General features: G+C 58.6%; 14 protein-coding genes. 8 read left to right on the top strand and 6 right to left on the bottom strand.

Annotated elements, in window-relative coordinates; genetic code table 11:
• Positions 1 to 18: 18 nt before the first annotated feature.
• Positions 19 to 1,074, top strand: a complete 1,056-nt coding sequence (locus HF945_RS10855; protein WP_290522623.1) for an ABC transporter ATP-binding protein — start codon at positions 19 to 21, stop codon at positions 1,072 to 1,074.
• Between the two features lie 206 nt (positions 1,075 to 1,280).
• On the opposite strand, the gene HF945_RS10860 is transcribed toward HF945_RS10855, so the two are convergent.
• From HF945_RS10860 to HF945_RS10880, 5 genes are all read right to left on the bottom strand, one after another.
• Entirely contained in the window at positions 1,281 to 2,384 is a 1,104-nt protein-coding gene (locus tag HF945_RS10860) for a GGDEF domain-containing protein (RefSeq protein ID WP_290522624.1), read from the bottom strand.
• Positions 2,381 to 3,484, bottom strand: coding sequence for a GGDEF domain-containing protein (locus HF945_RS10865; RefSeq protein ID WP_290522625.1), 1,104 nt, complete (start codon positions 3,482 to 3,484; stop codon positions 2,381 to 2,383). The genes HF945_RS10860 and HF945_RS10865 overlap by 4 nt, the downstream gene beginning before the upstream one ends.
• Before the next feature lie 205 nt (positions 3,485 to 3,689).
• The gene (gene glpK / locus HF945_RS10870; protein ID WP_290522626.1) at positions 3,690 to 5,168 is read right to left on the bottom strand and encodes a glycerol kinase GlpK; all 1,479 of its coding nucleotides are present in this window, start codon (positions 5,166 to 5,168) and stop codon (positions 3,690 to 3,692) included.
• Positions 5,169 to 5,471: 303 nt separating this feature from the next.
• A complete protein-coding gene (locus HF945_RS10875; protein WP_290522627.1) occupies positions 5,472 to 7,088 on the bottom strand; it encodes an ATP-binding protein in 1,617 nt (538 codons plus the stop codon).
• A gap of 32 nt (positions 7,089 to 7,120) precedes the next feature.
• Positions 7,121 to 7,843 (bottom strand): response regulator, encoded by a 723-nt coding sequence (locus HF945_RS10880; RefSeq protein WP_035231354.1) that lies wholly within the window; start codon positions 7,841 to 7,843, stop codon positions 7,121 to 7,123.
• A 634-nt stretch (positions 7,844 to 8,477) separates the two neighbouring features.
• Here HF945_RS10880 and HF945_RS10885 point away from each other — a divergent pair.
• The 4 genes from HF945_RS10885 to HF945_RS10900 all read left to right on the top strand — a co-directional run bounded on the left by HF945_RS10885 (position 8,478) and on the right by HF945_RS10900 (position 14,297).
• Positions 8,478 to 11,363, top strand: a complete 2,886-nt coding sequence (locus HF945_RS10885; RefSeq protein WP_290522628.1) for a ribonucleoside-diphosphate reductase subunit alpha — start codon at positions 8,478 to 8,480, stop codon at positions 11,361 to 11,363.
• Between the two features lie 126 nt (positions 11,364 to 11,489).
• Entirely contained in the window at positions 11,490 to 12,782 is a 1,293-nt protein-coding gene (locus HF945_RS10890; RefSeq protein WP_290522629.1) for a ribonucleotide-diphosphate reductase subunit beta, read from the top strand.
• A gap of 173 nt (positions 12,783 to 12,955) precedes the next feature.
• Positions 12,956 to 13,744 carry a hypothetical protein gene (locus HF945_RS10895; protein ID WP_290522630.1) on the top strand — a complete coding sequence of 263 codons (789 nt, stop codon included), beginning with the start codon at positions 12,956 to 12,958 and terminating at the stop codon, positions 13,742 to 13,744.
• 328 nt (positions 13,745 to 14,072) lie between these two features.
• Positions 14,073 to 14,297 (top strand): hypothetical protein, encoded by a 225-nt coding sequence (locus HF945_RS10900; RefSeq protein ID WP_290522631.1) that lies wholly within the window; start codon positions 14,073 to 14,075, stop codon positions 14,295 to 14,297.
• 67 nt (positions 14,298 to 14,364) lie between these two features.
• Here HF945_RS10900 and HF945_RS10905 read toward each other — a convergent pair whose 3' ends face one another.
• On the bottom strand, positions 14,365 to 16,071 hold the full coding sequence (locus HF945_RS10905; RefSeq protein WP_290522632.1) for an amidohydrolase: 1,707 nt from the start codon (positions 16,069 to 16,071) through the stop codon (positions 14,365 to 14,367).
• A gap of 289 nt (positions 16,072 to 16,360) precedes the next feature.
• On the opposite strand from HF945_RS10905, the gene HF945_RS10910 reads away from it, so the two are divergent.
• From HF945_RS10910 to HF945_RS10920, 3 genes are all read left to right on the top strand, one after another.
• Complete coding sequence (locus HF945_RS10910; protein ID WP_290522633.1) at positions 16,361 to 18,001, top strand: acetolactate synthase large subunit; 1,641 nt, start codon at positions 16,361 to 16,363, stop codon at positions 17,999 to 18,001.
• Between the two features lie 110 nt (positions 18,002 to 18,111).
• A complete protein-coding gene (locus tag HF945_RS10915) occupies positions 18,112 to 19,542 on the top strand; it encodes an aldehyde dehydrogenase family protein (protein ID WP_290522634.1) in 1,431 nt (476 codons plus the stop codon).
• Between the two features lie 622 nt (positions 19,543 to 20,164).
• A complete protein-coding gene (locus HF945_RS10920) occupies positions 20,165 to 20,305 on the top strand; it encodes a hypothetical protein (RefSeq protein WP_290522635.1) in 141 nt (46 codons plus the stop codon).
• Positions 20,306 to 20,365 lie beyond the last annotated feature (60 nt).

The raw sequence follows: 20,365 nt of genomic DNA on the forward strand, positions 1-20,365 counted from the left end.
TGCCTGGAGCACAGGAGCATGAGCACGCCTCTCCTGAATATTGAAAGTCTCACTTGCGGCTATCATCAACAGGCAGTGGTCAGGGATCTCAACCTGTCCCTGGCGGCTGGAGAAATTGCCTGCCTGCTGGGCCCCAGCGGCTGCGGCAAAACCACCACTTTGCGTGCCATCGCAGGACTGGAACCGGTCAATGGTGGCAGCATTCGTATTCAGGATCGGCTGGTGTCCTCCGCCAGCCAGCAAATCCCGCCAGAACAACGGGGGCTGGGGATGGTGTTTCAGGAACATGCCCTGTTCCCGCACCTCACCGTCGCCGACAATGTGGCCTTCGGCCTGCGCAAGCTGTCCGCCGAAGAGAAACGGGCGCGGGTACGCGAATGCCTTGGCCGAGTACGGCTGGCGGGCATGGAACAGCGTTACCCCCATGAACTCTCCGGTGGACAGCAACAGCGCGTGGCCCTGGCCCGGGCACTGGCCCCGCGACCTGCCCTGCTACTGCTCGACGAACCCTTTGCCAGCCTGGATCTTGATCTGCGTCGTCAGCTGGCCAGGGAGCTGGGTGATATCCTGCGGGAAGAAAATGTCACCACCCTGATGGTGACTCACGATCAGGAAGAAGCCTTCGCGCTGGCCGATCGTGTGGGTGTGATGCAGTCTGGCAAGCTGGAACAGTGGGACACGCCCTACAACATCTACCATGCACCGGCGAATCGCTTTGTGGCGGAATTTGCCGGCTATGGGGCCTTCCTGCGTGGCAAGGTCACCGACCAGCACAGCGTGAAGACCAGCCTGGGCGAACTCACCGGCCGCCACCAGGACAACCTGACCCCCGGCACCACCGTGGATGTGCTGCTGCGTCCGGAAGACATCGTCGCCGACGAAACCGCCCCCCTGGCCCTGCCCGTCACCCGCCGCCAGTTCACCGGTGCGAGCATCCTCTACCATTTGCGCGTCAGCGCCTCGGAAACCCTGCTCTGCCAGACCGACAGCCACACCAACGTCCTCGAAGGCGACACGCTGCATGTCAGGTTGGGGACCAAGCATCTGGTCTCCTTTGCAGTGAACAGTGAATAGTTAACAGTGAACAGCGCGCGTTATGGCGCTGGTCGGTTCTGACGGGTATAAGGCCGCGACCCGAGCTCGGTGCGGACTTTTGCTTTTATCAACGCAAGAGGCCGCGTCCAGACTCTGGACGCGGCCCCTGTGCTTTCAGTCACCACCACACTTCGCACGCGCAACTATTAACTATTAACTATTCACTGTTAACTGTTAACTGCTCTTCAAGCCACCCTGCTCTGGTTGCGCCCCGAGCTCTTGGCCTTGTAGAGCCCACGATCGGCGCGGTTGAGTACGTCTTCGGTGGACTCCTTGTCACGGAAGGCGGCCACACCCACGGACAGGCTGACCGTGGACGGGCCGCCTTCCTGGCCGAAGGCTTCCTCGCTCCAGCGCTTGCGTAACCGCTCGGCCACCTGCAGGGCGCCCTGCTCACCACTCTGGGGCAGAATCAACAGAAATTCCTCGCCCCCCAGCCGCCCGAAGTAATCACCGTCACGCATATCGGAAAGCACCACCTGGGAAAAACGGCGCAGAACCCGGTCCCCCCATTCGTGGCCGAAACGGTCGTTGATCTGCTTGAAGTGATCCAGGTCCACATAGCACACGGAGAAAGGTACCCGCTTGCGGTCTGCCAGGGCTTTCTGCCGTTCGAGGATCTCCAGCAGATGGCGGCGGTTGAAGAGCCCGGTCAGATCATCACGAATCGCCATCTCGCGAACCCGCTCCAGGCCCTTGCCCAATTCCCGGTTCTTCTCCGCCAGGTCCATCTTCAAGCGATTGATACTGCCCCCGGTGATTGCAAAGCTGATTGAAATCATGGTGAACACCAGCCACTGCAATGCCTCCACAGAAAGACTCAACTGCACCCCGCGGTCGTCCATGGCCAGCCACAGCATGCCTGCATAGGCCGCACTGGAGAGCATGGCCACCCCGACCATCACCTTGCCACTGAGCTGGAAAGACACCAGCAACAGGATGGCAAAGAACAAGGTCACCACACTGAGACGAAACTCATCCACGTAATAGCCGGAAACCGTAAACACACCCACGCAGAAGATGATCAGCGGCAGAGACAGGGAGGGATCATGAAAACGCAGTGTGACACCGCTGGCGAGCAACAGCACATAGCCCAGCATGGACAGCCACACACCGGACAACAGGATGGCGCCCAGCTCCAGGTCGATACTGAATTGCCCCATGCGGTAATAGAGCAGGCACAACAGGGTGTGCATGGCCATGATGGCCACGGCCGCCCGGCCGTGACGCCTTAACAGCCGGGTCTCATTGAACGTGAGGTGTTCAGCCTGGCGCAGCTCGCTGTTCATAGCCCGGACTCCAGTACCAATCTGTCCCGGCCGGACTCCTTGGCCCGATACAGCGCCGCATCTGCCCGGCGCACCACCTGCTCCGGCATCTCCCCCGGGGCCAGCATGGCCAGCCCGGCTGAGAGGGTCACTGCCAGCCCTGGCGCGTCAGAAAAGCGCTGGCTGCGCATCCCCATCAGAATCCCCTCCACCAGATGCGTTGCCTCCTGCTGGTCGCTTACCGGCAGCACCAACATGAATTCCTCGCCCCCCAGCCGGGCGGCAAAATCCTGACCGCTGAGATGGCGCCCCACCACGTCCGCGAAGCGCTGCAGCACCAGATCGCCCACCCCGTGTCCGTACTGATCGTTGATACTCTTGAAGAAGTCCAGATCCGCGTACACTACCGCCAGGGAGAATGCCCCCCGTGAGGCCTGTCCGCAGGCCTTGGACAGCAGCTCCATGGCATGACGACGACGGTAGAAACCGGTCAGCTCGTCCTTGACCGCCATGTCATGAATGCGCTCCAGCACCTCCGCCAACTGGGTATTACGTCTGCCCAGCAAGCGCCGAATGGTGGAGATTTCCGCAGCCAGCACCGCCACCGCCATGACCATGACCGCAAACAGGCCCCACTGGATCCACTCCCCTTGTACATCGACCACTTCAGGCCAGTAGATCCAGACTATACCCAGCACGATGGCGTAGCCGAGCACGCAGTACACCGCCAGAAAAATGAACTGCCGCAGGGATGCCTGCAGCACACCCAGCTGCACAATGGCAAAGAAGATCAGCATGACGCACAACCGCACCTGATCCACCACTGCGGCCGTGACCAGTAGCCCGGTGGTGGACCAGATCATCAGCGGCAGAATCATCGAAGGTTCGGAAAGACGACGGTTAAGGCCCAGCAACATGAATGCCACGAACAGGGCATGGCCTGCCCAGATGATGGAAAACAGGACAGCAAAAAGAGCGTCTCCGCCACGGAAGAAGTCCAGTTGCAGCGCAATCCAGCAAAGCAGGGTATGGGCACTGCCCCCCATAACAATCGCGAACAGCACACGGCGCACACGTTGAGATTGAAGGGTTGCCGGATGCAAGGATAAAGATTGATCCATTCGGGTACCTGATTGGACGCGGCCAGCCCACCCCTACCAGGGCCGCACTGAGTGACTCTTTAGTATTATTGTTAAACCCATATTAATACTAAATGCGTATTACGTCACAGTTTTACTGTCGACCCAAACAGACCGTCCATCGCCAGATGATAGGACCAGTCAATGGCAAGCGACTGATTTTCTGACCCAAAGCTCCCCTTTCTGCTTACTCCTGGCGGACCCTGTCCACTGCATCGCGCCAACCGGCATAGCGACGCTGACGCTCCTCCTCCTCCAGCGCCGGCGAAAACTCTCGCTCGCAGCGCCACTGGCCAGCGATAGCCTCCAGCGAAGGATAAAGACCACACCCCAACCCGGCCAGGTAGGCCGCCCCCAGCGCAGTGGTTTCAGTGACCACTGGCCGATCCACGCACACACCCAGCACATCCGCCAGGGTCTGGCTGAGCCAGTTGTTCACTACCATGCCACCATCCACTCTCAGGGTGGTGGGTCGCGTACCACAATCTGCCGCCATGGCGTCCAGCAGATCCCGGGACTGATAACACACCGCTTCAAGGCCGGCGGTGACCACTTCCGCAATGCCCGTATCCCGGGTCAACCCCAACAATGCCCCACGGGCATGGGGGTCCCACCAGGGCGCGCCCAGGCCGGTGAAAGCAGGTACCAGATACACTCCGCCCGCCGAACCGGCCCGACGTGCCAGAGCTTCGGTTTCACTGGCATCGGAAATCAGCTTGAGACCATCGCGCAACCACTGGATCGCCGCCCCGGCCACAAAGATGGAGCCTTCCAGCGCGTAGGTGGTCTTGCCATTCAGGCGATACCCCACCGTGGTCAGCAGCCGATTCTCGGACTGCACTGCCTCTCCGGTGTTCATCACCATGAAGCAGCCGGTGCCGTAGGTGCTTTTAACCATGCCCGGGGAAAAACAGGCCTGCCCGACCAGCGCCGCCTGCTGGTCACCGGCAATACCACAGACCGGCACCGCCGCCCCGAGTAACTCAGGGCAGGTTTTGCCAAACTCACCGGCACTGTCACGCACTTCCGGCAGCACACTGGCTGGCACCTGAAACAGGTCCAGCAATTCGTCATCCCACTGCTGGGTATGGATATTGAACAACAGGGTGCGTGAAGCGTTGGTGGCATCGGTGGCGTGCACCTTGCCGCGGGTCAGCTGCCACAGTAGCCAGCTGTCGATAGTGCCGAACGCCAGCTCCCCCGACTCTGCCCGCTGGCGAGCGCCGGGGGTGTTGTCCAGCAACCAGGCCAGTTTGGTGGCGGAAAAGTAGGGATCCAGAAGCAGCCCGGTTTTGGCCCGCACCGTGTCTTCATGGCCCGCCTGGCGCAGGGTCTTGCAGGTGTCCGCGGTTCGGCGATCCTGCCAGACGATGGCCCGGGCCAGCGGATCACCGGTTTGCCGGTCCCACAGCACCGTGGTTTCCCTCTGGTTGGTGATGCCGATAGCGGCCAGTTGCTGTGCCTCGATATGGGCATTGCGTAACGCCTCGCGACACAGAGTCAGGGTATCGTTCCAGATTTCCTTTGCATCATGCTCCACCCAGCCATCCTGAGGGAAATGCTGGCCAAACTCTTTCTGGGCCTGCCCCACCGCCTTGCCATCGCCATCAAACACGATGGCACGGGAGCTGGTAGTACCCTGATCGATGGAGAGGATGTATGACATGGCTTGGCTTCCCTGTTATCGGTATTGGCGGGATCGGACAAATACGTCCCGGCGGTATCGGGGGCGCGCATTTTACCCGAACGCCCCAAGGCAGATTGCACCAAAACGGACAATGTTATGGACAAAGCCTGACGCGAGTTGAAAGTTCAAAGTTTAAACGCGGATCAGGTCCCGGGGTTTTGCTGTTCCCTGCCCGCGATTAACGGTAAGGGCGCGGGCACGCCCTCACAGAACCGAAAGCGTTGGTCGCGCTTTTCAACTTTAAACTTTGAACTCGAAACTCGTAGCTCGCAGCTCGCAGCTTCAATTCACCCGCCCCAGCACATGCTGTCCCTGCTGGGTGGCCGGCAGGGTAACCGTGAAACGGGCGCCGCCTTCCGGGCTTTCGTCCACACGAATATCGCCACCGTGCCAATCCACAATGCGCTTGACGATGGAAAGCCCCAGACCGTAGCCCCCGCTGGCACGGTGACGACTCTTGTCCAGGCGAGCAAAGGGTTTGAACACCCGCTCTCTCTCATGCTCGGGAATGCCGGGCCCGTCATCATCCACATGGACGGTTATCTGATCACCCACAACCTGGATACGCATGACAATGACCCCGTTGGCATATCGCAGCGCATTGGTCACCAGGTTCTGAAGCACGCGATGCAGATAGCGCTCTTCCGCTTCCACTTCCAGCGCGGGTGAGTCGCTTTCCACTGAAATGCGGGTGACCCCCCGGATGGTCTCCATCTCGTCACGGAGCTGGTCGCACAGGTCTGTGACATTCACCGGCTTGAATTCGATATTCGGGGTACCCTGCTCCAGGCGCGCGTAGGTAAGGATTTCGTCGATCAGCTGGTCCAGCTGCTCGATATCGTGGTCCAGGGCATTGAGCTTCTCACGGCGCAGGTCCGCTGATTCGATATCCGCCAGCATCTCCAGACCGAAACGCAACCGCGCCACAGGCGTGCGCAACTCATGGCTCACCGCTCGGGTCATTTCCCGCTGGGATTCAATCAGTCGCCGAATGTGTGCGGTCATGCCGTTAAAGGTAGCCGCCACCTGCCCGATGGCATCGTTGCCTTCGATATTGGCATAGGCACCCAGATCCCCGGAGCCAAGCTGGCTCACCGCCCGGTCCAGCTGCTTGAGCCGCCGCTGCAATGGACTCACCTGCAAGTAGGTGGCCAGCGCCACCGCAAGCAGACTCAGCATCCCGGCCACCAGCAACAGTTCGATGGGGAACTGGTCGAACAAGGTAAGCGGCCCGATCACCAGCAACTTGCCGGTTTGGGCAACGGGCGCATAGATACGAATACTGGAGTCCCGTCGGGTACTGTCATCCAGCGCAATCACCACCTCGCGCCGGTTCAGCCGCTGCTCCTGCTCCGCATCCAGATCCAGGGTTGCCCTGTCCACCATGGCCAGCTCGTAGCCAAAATACTGTTGTAGCGCCGCAAGGGCGCTTTCCCATTGTTCTTCGGAAAAATGTGAAAGGTGATTGAGGATCAGTACCGCAGTGGCCCGGGCCTGCTGCTCGGACACCTTGGTCATGCGGGTAGTAATGTAATTCTCTTCACCGGGCAGCTGAAACAGGATGTCTGCATAGCCCTCGGCATCATTCAGGCGCATGACCACGAGACCTTCACTGAGGTGCAACGCCTCGCGATAGCCCAGATTCAATGCCTGTGCGTCTTTCAGGCTGATCGGAGCCCCGAACAGCTGTGTCAGCACCTGGCTCCAGCGAGCCCGCTCCTCCGGCTTGTAGCGCTGGTACCCCTCTGCCATGAGGTAGAAGGTGCCCCGCGCCATCTCTTCCCGGTAGATATCGGAACGGTATTGATTGACCAGCTGCACGGAGGCGTAGGTGATGGCACCGATAAAGCACAACGCCAGCAGCAGCCCACCGTAGAGCCGCACAAAAATACTATTCAAAGGTCACCCAGCGTCACAGCGCGGCTGAAATATCAGGCCGCGCCGATTTCCTTGACGAACAAATACCCCTTGGAACGCACCGTCTTGATGCGTTTCGGGTTTTCCGGATCATCGCCCACCTTGGGACGAATCCGGGAAATCCTCACATCGATGGACCGATCCTGTCCATCGTACTGGATGCCACGCAACTTCTCGAAGATGGTTTCCCGGGACAGCACGGTGCCGGCATTGGAGGCCAGCAACCAGAGCAGATCATATTCCGCACTGGTCAGGTCCACGGATTCCCCTGCCAGGGTCACTTCCCGGGCCGAGTTGTCGATGACCAGCGCACCGAATTCCAGGCGAGCCGGAGAGTTGTCGCGCTCATTATCCGTTTCTACCCGGCGCAGCAGGGCACGAATTCGCGCCAGCAGCACCCGGGGCTTGACCGGTTTGGCCACATAATCATCCGCGCCCATCTCCAGACCCAGCACCTGATCCATGTCATCCGTGCGGGCGGTGAGCATCAGGATAGGGTTCTTGTAGGCACTACGTACTTCGCGGCATACCGTCAGGCCATCGGCGCCCGGCAGCATGAGATCCAGCACCACCAGATCAGGCTGTTCGGCCCGAATACGACGAATGGCCTCTTCACCGTCACTGACCACAGTGACGTCGAGACCATTGGCTTGAAGATATTCACAGGTGAGATCGGCAAGACGTTCATCATCTTCCACGATCATGATGGCTGGCGGGTTATCCTGCACCGTTGTCATCCCGTCCTTATCCTTGTTGATTTGTATCGTTATTGTCGTTTCCTGTCATGACCAACCCGGTCACTGTCAAAAACGTATCCCTAACGCACGTTTATACGCATACGCACCGCCCACGGCAACCTTGTAAACGTCGCACTTCTGTTCGAACCCCATTCATTTTGCATTTCACCCGTTGACAAACACAATATCTAGTACTTGTCTGCACTGCAGCGGTGCCCTCGAAATGCACCCACATCGCTCCACAAGTTATCCACAAAATTTCCCCAGCCGAAGTGCTTGCAAATCCGCAGGAGCAACTATAACTTGTACTGATCCTGAGCGGCAGCCCCAACATATTGGGTTTCCAGCAGACCGCCGCCTCCCAACAGACAGACCAAGAAAAACGGCAAAAAGTGCCCGCCGATCAGCAATTTAGCGGCAGGATGGCACTCAGGGAAGGGGAAAGCGTCATGGAAAAGACACAATATATAGTGGTCCGTTGTCAGGACCCGCTTACTGGCTTCACCCACAACACAGCTTTTTCACGCCATGGTGTAACGCCGTGGCGTTTTGCGTGATTCAAACCGCACGCAACACGATAGACAACACCCTACAAGACAAACAGACAGAACAGCACCACAACGGAGAGGGCACCATGCAAACGGACATGAACCAGAACCCACAGAACCCCACCGGAGCCGCGGGCGCCGATGCCGGCCAGGACCAGGACATCGCCAATACCGCACCGGGCCAGCTGCGCGTCATCAAGCGCAACGGCAAGGTTGTCAGCTACGATGACGACAAGATCACCGTCGCCATCAGCAAGGCGTTTCTGGCGGTAGAAGGCGGCACGGCGGCGGCCTCTTCCCGTATCCATGAAACCGTGGCGCGTCTCACCGAGCAGGTCAGTGCCACCTTCAAGCGCCGCATGCCCTCCGGCGGTACGATTCATATTGAAGAGATCCAGGACCAGGTTGAGCTGGCACTGATGCGCAACGGCGAACACAAGGTTGCCCGAGATTACGTGCTCTACCGTGACCGCCAGGCACAGAAGCGTGCCGAACAGGCCAGCCAGTTCCCGGAGCCCACCCACAAGGTGGAAATGTCCGTCACCATGGAAGATGGCAGCAAGGCACCGCTGGACATGGGCCGTCTGGAGCACCTGATCCGCACCGCCTGTGAAGGCCTGGACGATGTCCACGCGGACAAGATCATCACTGAAACCGTCAAGAACCTTTACGATGGCGTGTCCATCAATGACGTGAACACCTCCATGGTGATGACCGCGCGCACCCTGATCGAAGTGGAGCCCAACTACTCCCTGGTGACTGCCCGCCTGCTGATGGACAAGATCCGTGCCGAAGCGCTGCAGTATCTTGACGTGGCCGAGCGCGCCAACCAGGAAGAAATGAACGCACTGTACAGCGATGCCCTCAACGCCTACATCACCAAGGGCATCGAGCTGGAACTGCTGAGCCCGAAGCTGGGTGAATACGACCTGGCCCGTCTGGGTGCTGCCATTCAGGGCGACCGCGACCTGCAGTTCTCCTACCTGGGCCTGCAGACCCTGTACGACCGCTACTTCATTCACCACAACGACACCCGCATCGAGCTGCCGCAGTGCTTCTTCATGCGTGTCGCCATGGGGCTGGCCATCGAAGAAGAGAACAAGGAAGAACGCGCCATCGAGTTCTACAACCTGCTCTCCAGCTTCGACTACATGAGCTCCACCCCGACCCTGTTCAATGCCGGCACTCTGCGTCCGCAGCTGTCCAGCTGCTACCTGACCACCGTGCCGGACGACCTGCACGGCATCTACGGTGCCATCCAGGACAACGCCATGCTGTCCAAATTTGCCGGTGGCCTGGGCAACGACTGGACCCCGGTGCGCGCGCTGGGCTCCTACATCAAGGGCACCAACGGCAAATCCCAGGGCGTCGTGCCTTTCCTTAAAGTGGTCAACGACACCGCCGTGGCCGTGAACCAGGGTGGCAAGCGCAAAGGCGCTGTCTGTGCCTACCTGGAAACCTGGCACATGGACATCGAGGAATTCCTCGAGCTGCGCAAGAACACCGGTGACGACCGTCGTCGTACCCACGACATGAACAGCGCCAACTGGATTCCCGACCTGTTCATGAAGCGTGTACTGAACGAAGAGGACTGGACCCTGTTCAGCCCCAACGACACCCCGGACCTGCACGACCTGTACGGCGAAGCCTTCGAGAAAGCCTACCTGGCCTATGAAGAGCAGACCCGCACCGGTGAGCTGAAACTGTTCAAACGCATCCCCGCCATCAACCTGTGGCGCAAGATGCTCTCCATGCTGTTCGAGACTGGCCACCCGTGGTTCACCTTCAAGGATCCGTGCAACCTGCGCAGCCCGCAGCAGCACGTGGGCGTGGTGCACTCCTCCAACCTGTGCACCGAGATCACCCTGAACACCAACAAGGATGAAATCGCCGTGTGCAACCTGGGTTCCGTGAACCTGGCCCAGCACGTGGACGAAAACGGTCTCGATACCGACAAACTGCAGCGCACCATCAACACCGCCGTGCGCATGCTGGATAACGTGATCGACATCAACTACTACAGCGTGCCGCAGGCGGAAAACTCCAACATGAAGCACCGCCCGGTGGGCCTGGGCATCATGGGTTTCCAGGATGCGCTGTACAAGCAAGGCATCAGCTATGCCTCTGAAGGCGCCGTGCAGTTTGCCGACACGTCCATGGAAGCAGTGAGCTACTACGCTATTCAGGCCTCCGCCAAACTGGCCGAAGAGCGCGGTGCCTACCAGACCTTCGACGGTTCCCTGTGGAGCCAGGGCGTGCTGCCGATCGACTCCATTGACATTCTGGTGAAGCAGCGTGGCGAAGATTACTGCAAGGTGGACCGCAGCCAGACCCTGGACTGGGACGGCGTGCGCGAGATGGCGAAGAAAGGCATGCGTAACTCCAACGTGATGGCGATTGCGCCGACGGCGACCATCGCCAATATCACCGGGGTTTCACAGTCCATTGAACCGACGTATCAGAACCTGTACGTGAAATCGAACCTGTCCGGCGAGTTCACCGTAGTGAATCCGTACCTGGTCAACGCACTGAAAGCACGCGGCCTGTGGGACAACGTGATGGTCAACGACCTGAAGTACTACGACGGTTCCGCACAGCCCATCGAGCGTATTCCTGCCGATCTCAAAGAGCAGTTCCGTACGGCCTTTGAAGTGGAAACCCGCTGGATTGTGGAAGCCGCCAGCCGCCGCCAGAAGTGGATCGATCAGGCCCAGTCCCTGAACCTGTACATCGCGGAAGCCAACGGCAAAAAGCTGGACGTGACCTACAAAATGGCATGGCTGCTCGGCCTCAAGACCACTTACTACCTGCGCGCCATTGGCGCCACCCAGACCGAGAAGTCCACCATCACCGATGGCAAGCTCAACCGTGTTTCTTCCAAAGTGGAAGAAGCGCCGGCAGAGTTCAGCCAGGCCGCCGACGTACCCCAGGCCTGCTCCATCGATGATCCGGATTGTGAGGCTTGCCAGTAAGCGCTCCGCGCTCGCTGCATGCTTCACGCAACAAGCAACACGCGTGGGCATGCAGCCACAACAAAATGATTACGCAAGCGGTGACCTGACGACACCAAACTTGTTAGAAAGGAATGGAGAGAACACATGCTGAGCTGGGACGAATTCAATGCGCAAGAGACGCCTGCCGCCAAGCCGCAACCAAAGCCCGCAACGCCGCCGCAATCTGAGACGGTTTCTGACCAAGCGGCATCTGCACCTCAAGCACCGGCACCGGGAAGTGCAGCGGATGCTGGAAATTCAGGAAGCGATGAGCTGCGAGGACGAACCGACAACGCGGTAAGCGACGCCGTTGAGCGCGCCCAGGCCGCCGTTGCCGACATGGACGTGGCCGAGGGTGTGGCCGAACTGGAAGGCACCGCAGGCCGTGTGGAAGTTGACGACAAGCGCATGATCAACTGCCGCGCCGACCTCAACCAGCTGGTACCGTTCAAGTACGACTGGGCATGGCAGAAATACCTGGATGGCTGCGCCAACCACTGGATGCCCCAGGAAGTAAACATGAACGCCGACCTGGCGCTTTGGAAAAAGCCTGATGGCCTGACTGACGACGAGCGTCGCATCGTCAAGCGTAACCTGGGCTTCTTCTCCACCGCCGATTCCCTGGTTGCCAACAACCTGGTGCTGGCCATCTACCGCCTGATCACCAACCCGGAGTGTCGCCAGTACATCCTGCGTCAGTCCTTCGAAGAAGCGATCCACACCCACGCCTACCAGTACTGCATTGAGTCCCTGGGCATGGATGAAGGTGAAATCTTCAACATGTACCGCGAGATTCCCGCCGTAGCCAAGAAGGCCCAGTGGGGCATCCAGTACACCCGCGACCTGTCCGATCCGGAATTCAAGACCGGCACCGTGGAAACCGACAAGGCACTGCTGGAAAACCTGATCGCGTTCTACTGCGTACTGGAAGGCATCTTCTTCTACTGCGGCTTCACCCAGATCCTCTCCATGGGCCGCCGCAACAAGATGACCGGCGTGGCCGAGCAGTTCCAGTACATCCTGCGTGACGAATCCATGCACGTGAACTTCGGCGTGGACGTGATCAACCAGATCAAACTGGAAAACCCGCACCTGTGGGACCAGGCCATGCGCGACAAGGCCACCCAGATGATCCTGGAAGGCACCGAGCTGGAAATCCAGTACGCCCGCGACACCATGCCCCGCGGTGTCCTCGGCATGAACGCCGCCATGATGGAAGAGTACCTGCAGTTCATCGCCAACCGCCGTCTCGCCCAGCTGGGCCTGCCGGAGCAGTTCAAAGGCGTGAACAACCCCTTCCCGTGGATGAGCGAAATCATGGACCTGCGCAAAGAGAAGAACTTCTTCGAAACGCGGGTCACCGAATACCAGGTCGGCGGCGCGCTGAGCTGGGATTAAGCAAAAAACATAGGGCGCTTCGGCGCCCTTTTGTTTTTTAACGCAGCACGCTTCACGCAACAGGCAACACGCTAAACCAACAACTCTTTCTCACCTTGTAGAGAACTAATGATTCCAGCCTGTCACAAGGGGCTTCAGATTCAAGAATAGAGAGCAAGGGAGAAAAACAACTGATGAGAGAAATAATCGAGGCAGTAAACGCAAGAATTAAAGCCCCCTATTTCGGCTACACCGCACTCACATTCATAGCACTAAATTGGCGGGGAATATTTCTTCTCAGTACAACAAACGCCTCTCCTCTGGAGCGATTAGCCATATTTGATAGCCATACAAGCTTCAACTCCCTAGTAATCCTTCCCCTAATTATTGGCGCAGCCGTTGCAGTAGCCTCACCTTGGATTCACTTTGTTTTCAGCTTCATTTCCAGAAAGCCCACCGCACTAATAGACAACCTTTACCTAGAAGCAGAACACAAAAGAACCATACGCCAAACAGAGCTAGAACAGTCTCGGGCAGACCTCTTCGCTGTTAAAGAGAAAGAACTAATTGAAAGGGCACATAGAGATCAAAAAGTTGCCGACATCGAAGATGCGGAGACAAAAGAAAAGTTAATTGCACAACTAGAAAACCTTAGGAAGGAGCGGGATCGGCTTACCGAAAAACTTGATGGCCAACCAAGTAATCAAAAGCAGACTACTATCCCCCTGTCTAATGAAGCAGCCCAGATATTGAAAGCTGCCTCAAACAGTAAAGATGGCACTATTATGAAGTCAGAGTCTCTAGGTCTTTGCTCTATAGAGGCCGGAGGAATGGCCTTTGGTGCAAAGAGCCCCAGAGACTACGCAAAAAGCGAAGCAGCACTAGACGAATTAATGTCAAAAGACTTGGTTAAATCTTCTGGCAACCAAGGGATAATGTTCGATCTAACGCATCTAGGTTGGCAGACCGCTGATACGTTATAACCAATAGCAAAGCGGCAGAAGGAGGATGAGCAGCCGTCAAAAACCTCGACTGCCCTTTTATCGAGCCACAAGCAACCCCCTACGAAACAACAAGACGCGCCCTGTGGGAGCGTGCCTGCCTGCATGCGAATGGGGCGCTCGGATCGCCCTGCTTCAGCCCGCTGGCCCGCGGTTTTGAACCGTTCGCGAAAAGCGCCCGACCATCCATCACAAACGCTCAAAGTTTAACCAAATAGCGGCAATTGCCGTTTGTTTTACGCCCCTATCGTTGGCAACATGGAAGAGAGTCTGGATGCAACGGACTCATCAAACCATCAGGAGGCTTCGCATGAGCGACTACGAGAAAGACGAATACCTGAGTGAAGAGTATCTGCAAGAAGCCGAGGATCTGCTGGAAACCATTGAGCAGGTAGAAGAAACCCTGACCGTGATGTCCAAAGTGGTTGGACAGTTGAAAGAGCAGGTGGCCTCACACCTGGATCACGACACGATCGAAATGAGCGCAGAAGAGTTTCTGGAACAGTGCGAGAACCTGGAAGGCACCTGGCACTGAACCACAGCGGCGCCTGACCGGCGCCCCTGAACAGGGGCCGCATCGTTGGCCCCATCATTGCTCGCCGCTACTCTGACTGCCCGCCAGGAAAGCGACGAACCCCATCGACCCAGACCCCATGCACCTGGATGGCTTTCCAGTCCGCAATGGAGACACGGGGATCCCGGTCGAGCCACACCAGATCCGCTCTCATGCCGGGTCGCAATTGTCCGACCTCCTCTGCCACCCCCAGCTGTCTGGCCGCATCCACGGTGACAGCACGCAAGGCCCGCTCCACCGACACCGCCTGCTCCGCCCCCAACAGCTGGCCTCCTGCGGTTTCCCGATGTACCGCATTCCAGACCAGCTGAAGCGGCTCAAAGGGCACCACCGGGGAATCAGCATGCAGGGTAAACGCCAACCCCAGCTGCTCCGCTTCTGCCAGCGGAGAAATCCGTTCGGCGCGCTGAGGGCCCAGGAAGATATCCCGGTGACGATCCCCCCAGTAATACACATGGGTATTAAAGAAGGACGGAATCACATCCAGCTCGGCCATCCTTTGCAGCTGTCCCGGGGTGGCCATCTGCGCATGGATCAACACCGGCTGGTGACGCACTTCAGGACAACGTTCACGGGCAGCGGCGACGGCATCCAGACTCAGGCTGATGGCCGCATCACCATTGGCATGAATGGCCACCTGGCGATTCTGACAATGAAACCGGGTCACCTGTTCATTCAGCTCAGGCCCCGACTGAGTAGGAAAGCCAACATAATCCTCGGGGTAATCCCCGGGCACCGTGTAGTAAGGCTCGCTGAGAAACCCCGTATAGCCCTGCAGCGAACCATCACTGACCAGCTTTACCGGGCCGATGTAGCTGCGCGGGCCATCAGGCAGGCTCAGTCGCCCTTCCGATATCTGCTGTTGCGCACCGGCATCTGGCCAGATGCTAAGGCGCAACGGCAGCAGGCCATACTGCAACACCGGGGCCAGTGCCTTGATGTTGTTGGCATCGGCCAGGCCATTCTGGGCAAAAGTAATACCGCGAGAGAGATACCGTTGTGCCGCACGGCGCATGACGCGCCATCCATCCATGGCGGGCAGGTTCAGCAAGCGGGCCCGCACATCACTGAAAGCAGTTTCCGCCAACAGACCATTAAGGCGCCCCTGTGGATCTCGACCGTAAAAACCACCGGGCGGATCCTGTACGGTCTCCGGGATGTCCATGGCGGCCAGGGCCGCGCTGTTTAACACCCCCAGATGACCGGAAATATGCATCACCATGATGGGGCGCTTTTCACTGACAGAATCCAGTTCCTGGCGGGTGGGAAACCGTTGTTCGCCGATGGTGGTATCGTCGAAACCATAGGCCATCAGGGTCCCCTCGGGGCGACGCTGAGCCAGTAACTTCAAGCGTTCCAGCAGGGTGTCGATACTGTAAAGGTCACCAATGGGCGGACTGTTGGCATCCACCGCAATGGCCGCCAACCCCTCACCGGGAAAGTGACCGTGGGCCTCGATAAAGCCCGGCATCAAAGTGCCGCCCTGCAGATCCACCTGAATCGCGTCCCGGCTGACTTCATCACGGAGGGTGTCTGCATCGCCAAAGGCAATAATCTCGCCGCGCTTGACCAGCATGGCTGAGGCTTCAGGGTGCTGCGCATCCATGGTGAGGATGGTGCCGTTATAGAACAGTTGCGCCGCCGGGGAAGGAGGATTGAACCAGCGATGCAGCCCGGCCAGCACCACCACCACCGCCAGCACCACCGCCGCCACGATTCCAAGCCAAATTTTCATAGTCTCCCTCCTAGCAGGCTGTGCACCGCCAACACCCTGACGGCAATGGTCCATGATCACATTTGTTAATAAAACAAATCAGTATTCCCTACGCCCTTATTGCACCATGTCGCGCTATAGTGAAGCCCGAAATGTCTACATGACACCATGATGGTGCATTTTTCCTGCACTATTACAGGGAAAAGCAGGCACAACCCTTGCATTAAACCGCGTTGAAATTGCATTGCCACACATCGTGGATACCTGCTGCGAAGACCATCAGACAGGCAACAACCGGAGAGACCACCTCATGAAAGCATCAGATTTGTTCGTCCGTGCCCTGGAAGCCGAAGGCGTTGAACACGTCTTTGCCATTCCCGGCGAAGAAAACCTGGACCTGCTGGAGTCCCTGCGCGGCTCCAAAATCAAACTGGTGATTACCCGTCATGAGCAGGCGGCCGGTTTCATGGCCTCCACCTATGGCCGTCTCACCGGCAAGGCCGGTGTCTGCATGTCCACCCTTGGCCCCGGTGCCACCAACTTCGTGACCGCCGCCGCCTACGCCCAGCTGGGCGCCATGCCCATGGTAATGATCACCGGACAGAAGCCCATCAAGAGCAGCAAGCAGGGCCAGTTCCAGATCATTGATGTGGTCGACATGATGCGCCCGCTGACCAAGTTCACCAAACAGGTGGTCAGTGGCGATTCCATTCCCACCCGCATCCGCGAAGCCTTCCGCCTGGCCCAGGAAGAGCGCCCCGGCGCCACGCACCTGGAGCTGCCGGAAGATATCGCCCGTGAACATTCCACCATGCCGGTCACCGAGCCCAGCATGACACGCCGCCCCATTGCCGAAGACAAGGCCATCTGCAAGGCCATCGAAGCCATCCAGGGCGCGCGCAAGCCGCTGCTGCTGGCCGGTGCCGGCGCCAACCGCAAGCTCACCAGCAAGATGCTGCGACAGTTTGTCGAGAAGCTGGGTATCCCGGTGATCACCACCCAGATGGGTAAAGGGGTGGTGGACGAAACCGGCCCGCATTTCCTCGGCAATACCGCCCTGTCCGCCGGCGATTTCGTGCACCGCGCCATCGACCAGGCTGACCTGATCATCAACGTGGGCCACGATGTGGTTGAGAAACCGCCGTTCTTCATGCGCCCCGGTGGCGCCGAGGTCGTTCATATCAACTTCAACTCTGCCCAGGTGGACCCGGTCTACTTCCCTCAGATCGAAGTGATCGGTGATATTGCCAACAGCCTGTGGCAGCTCAAGGAACGCCTGGAACCCCAGGAGCACTGGAGTTTCTCCGATTTTCATCGCATCCGCGATGCCCTGCAGAGCCACATCCGCGAAGGCATTGTGGATGACAGCTTCCCGATCAGACCGCAGCGCCTGGTGGATGAAATTCGCAAGGTCATGCCCGAGGACGGCATCCTCACCCTCGATAACGGCATGTACAAGATCTGGTTTGCACGTAACTATCCGGCCACCAAACCCAACACCGTCCTTCTGGACAATGCCCTCGCGACCATGGGTGCCGGCCTGCCCTCCGGCATGGCCGCCAAGATGGTGTACCCGGACCGTCGCGTCATGGCCATTGTGGGTGACGGAGGCTTCATGATGAACAGCCAGGAACTGGAAACCGCAGTACGCCTGAAGCTGGATATCGTGATTCTGATTCTCCGCGATGACGGCTACGGCATGATCAAGTGGAAACAAAGTGACATGGATTTCCAGGATTTCGGCCTGGACTTCACCAACCCGGACTTCGTGGACTATGCCCGCTCTTACGGTGCCAACGGGCACCGGGTAGAATCCACCGCCGGCCTCGCCCCGCTGATCGAAGAATGTTATGCCGCCGGCGGCGTACATGTGATTGATTGCCCGGTGGACTACCGCGACAACAACCGCATTCTGAATCAGGAAATTCGTGATCTCAGCTCAAAGCTGTAATTGCCGCTGCACGCAACACGCAGCACGGAACAGGCTTTTGCGTGCCACATGTTGCTGGTCATTCATTGCTTCCAACCTCTTGGCAGCGACAACGCCATTAAGGAACTGACATGCTGAAAGAATCCTACCCTTACTACCTGGCCAATGAGGCGGTGTTCGCCAACCAGGACCTGGACGTTACCGACAAGTACAGCGGTGAAGTGGCCACCCGTGTGGCCATGGCCGATGCGGCCACCATTGATAAAGCGATTGATGCCGCTGACAAGGCCAGCGCCGCCATGGCCGCACTGGCACCCTACGAGCGTCAGGAGATTCTCTATCACTGTGTAAAACGCTTTCAGGAACGCTTCGAGGAACTGGCGGAAGCGCTGTGCATCGAAGCGGGCAAGCCGATCAAGGATGCCCGTGGTGAAGTGACGCGTCTGATCGATACCTTCCGGGTGGCCGCCGAAGAAGCCGTGCGCATTGAAGGCGAAGTACTGAACCTGGAAATTTCTGCACGGGCCAAGGGCTACCGCGGCATGGTCAAGCGTGTCCCCATTGGCCCCTGTTCCTTTATTTCTCCGTTCAACTTCCCGTTGAACCTGGCCGCCCACAAGGTGGCTCCGGCCATCGCCGCTGGCTGCCCCTTCGTACTGAAACCCGCCAGCCGTACTCCCATCGGCGCCATCATCATTGGCGAAGTGCTGGCTGAAACCAATCTGCCCAAGGGCGCGTTTTCCGTGCTTCCCTGCCACCGTGACGGTGCGGACCTGTTCACCACCGATGATCGCTTCAAGCTGCTCAGCTTTACCGGCAGCCCCGATGTGGGCTGGGACCTGAAAGCCCGCGCCGGCAAGAAACCGGTGATTCTGGAGCTCGGCGGTAACGCCGCGGTAGTAGTCGACGAAGACGCCGACCTGAACGACGCAGTCGAGCGCATCGTGTTTGGGGCTTTCTATCAGTCCGGTCAGAGCTGCATCGGCGTTCAGCGCATCATGATTCATGACAAGGTCTATGACGAGCTGAAAGGAAAACTGGTAGAAAAGACCGCCTCCCTGAAAATGGGTGACCCCAAAGACGAAGACACCTTTATTGGCCCGGTAATTTCCGAGGGCGAAGCCACCCGTCTGGAAAACTGGATCAACGAAGCGGTGGACGCCGGCGCCACCCTGCTCACCGGCGGCAAGCGCAACGGCGCCATGCTGGAGGCGACTCTGTTGGAAGATGCCCCTGCCGGCACCAACATCGTGGAAGAAGAAGCCTTCGGTCCAGTGGCCGTGATCAGCCGCTTTAACGATTTCGATGACGCCCTGAACGCAATCAACGAATCCAAGTTTGGCCTGCAGGCCGGCATCTTTACCCGCGATCTGTACAAGGCCCAGAAAGCCTGGGACGTACTGGAAGTAGGCGGCGTGGTAATCGGCGATGTGCCGAGCTGGCGGGTGGACAACATGCCCTACGGCGGCGTGAAGGATTCCGGTCTGGGCCGCGAAGGTATCCGCTGGGCCATCAACGATATGACCGAAGAACGCCTGCTGGTGATCCGTACCCCGCAGTAAGTTTGCGGTTGGCAGTTACCTCCCTCTGGACCAGGGAGTGCGGGCCCGCTTTCGCAAGGAAGCGGGCCCGTTTTATTTGCCGCTGCGCGGCGGCACCACGCTTCACGCAACAGGCAACACGCTCAACAAAGCCTGCTGTAGGAGCGCCGCTTGAGGCGCGAACCGAGCGTAGCGAGGCGACCGAAGGGGCACTACTGTCCCACAGTTTGATTTAGCGAGGTCCGAAACCCGCCAAGCTGGCAAGCCGGCGAGTTTCTCTGTTTAGGGGAGCAGGGTTTCACCGCCGCATTTTGACTCTCGCAGATGCCTGTCTCGTGGGAGCCTGCTTGCAGGCGAATGTTGGTGCGGAAACGGCTATTCGCTTGCAAGCAAGCTCCCACAGTGACAGTCGGGCAGCGCTTGCGGATACGGGTGCTCAAGAGGTTTCCCCGCTAACCCGCTATGAACCATTTTTTCTGCAATTCGAAATGCGTTTCCGGAACCCTTACGTTGCTGCCCGCACACCACCCAAGTCCTGCACCCACTGCTCATCCGCTATCGGCGTACGCCTGTCCCGAAACCATGGCGACGTCGAAATCCATCCGTCTACTGTGAAAGGCAACACCATCATGGAGGACAGGGAATGACCACCACGCTGAAAGAAATGCTCCACGCACTGGCCACCCTGTTGGGGGGCACCCGCTACAACGACTATCTGGACCCCCGCCAGCCCGCAACCATCCAGGTAAAAGCTACACGCCCCCAACCTGGTGAGCGGTACTAAAACCGCTCATACCCCCAAAAAAGCCGCCCAGACACCTCCGAACGCCATTCATCTCCATTT

Source organism: Alcanivorax sp., assembly GCF_017794965.1.
In the GTDB taxonomy this organism is placed as follows: Bacteria; Pseudomonadota; Gammaproteobacteria; order Pseudomonadales; family Alcanivoracaceae; genus Alcanivorax.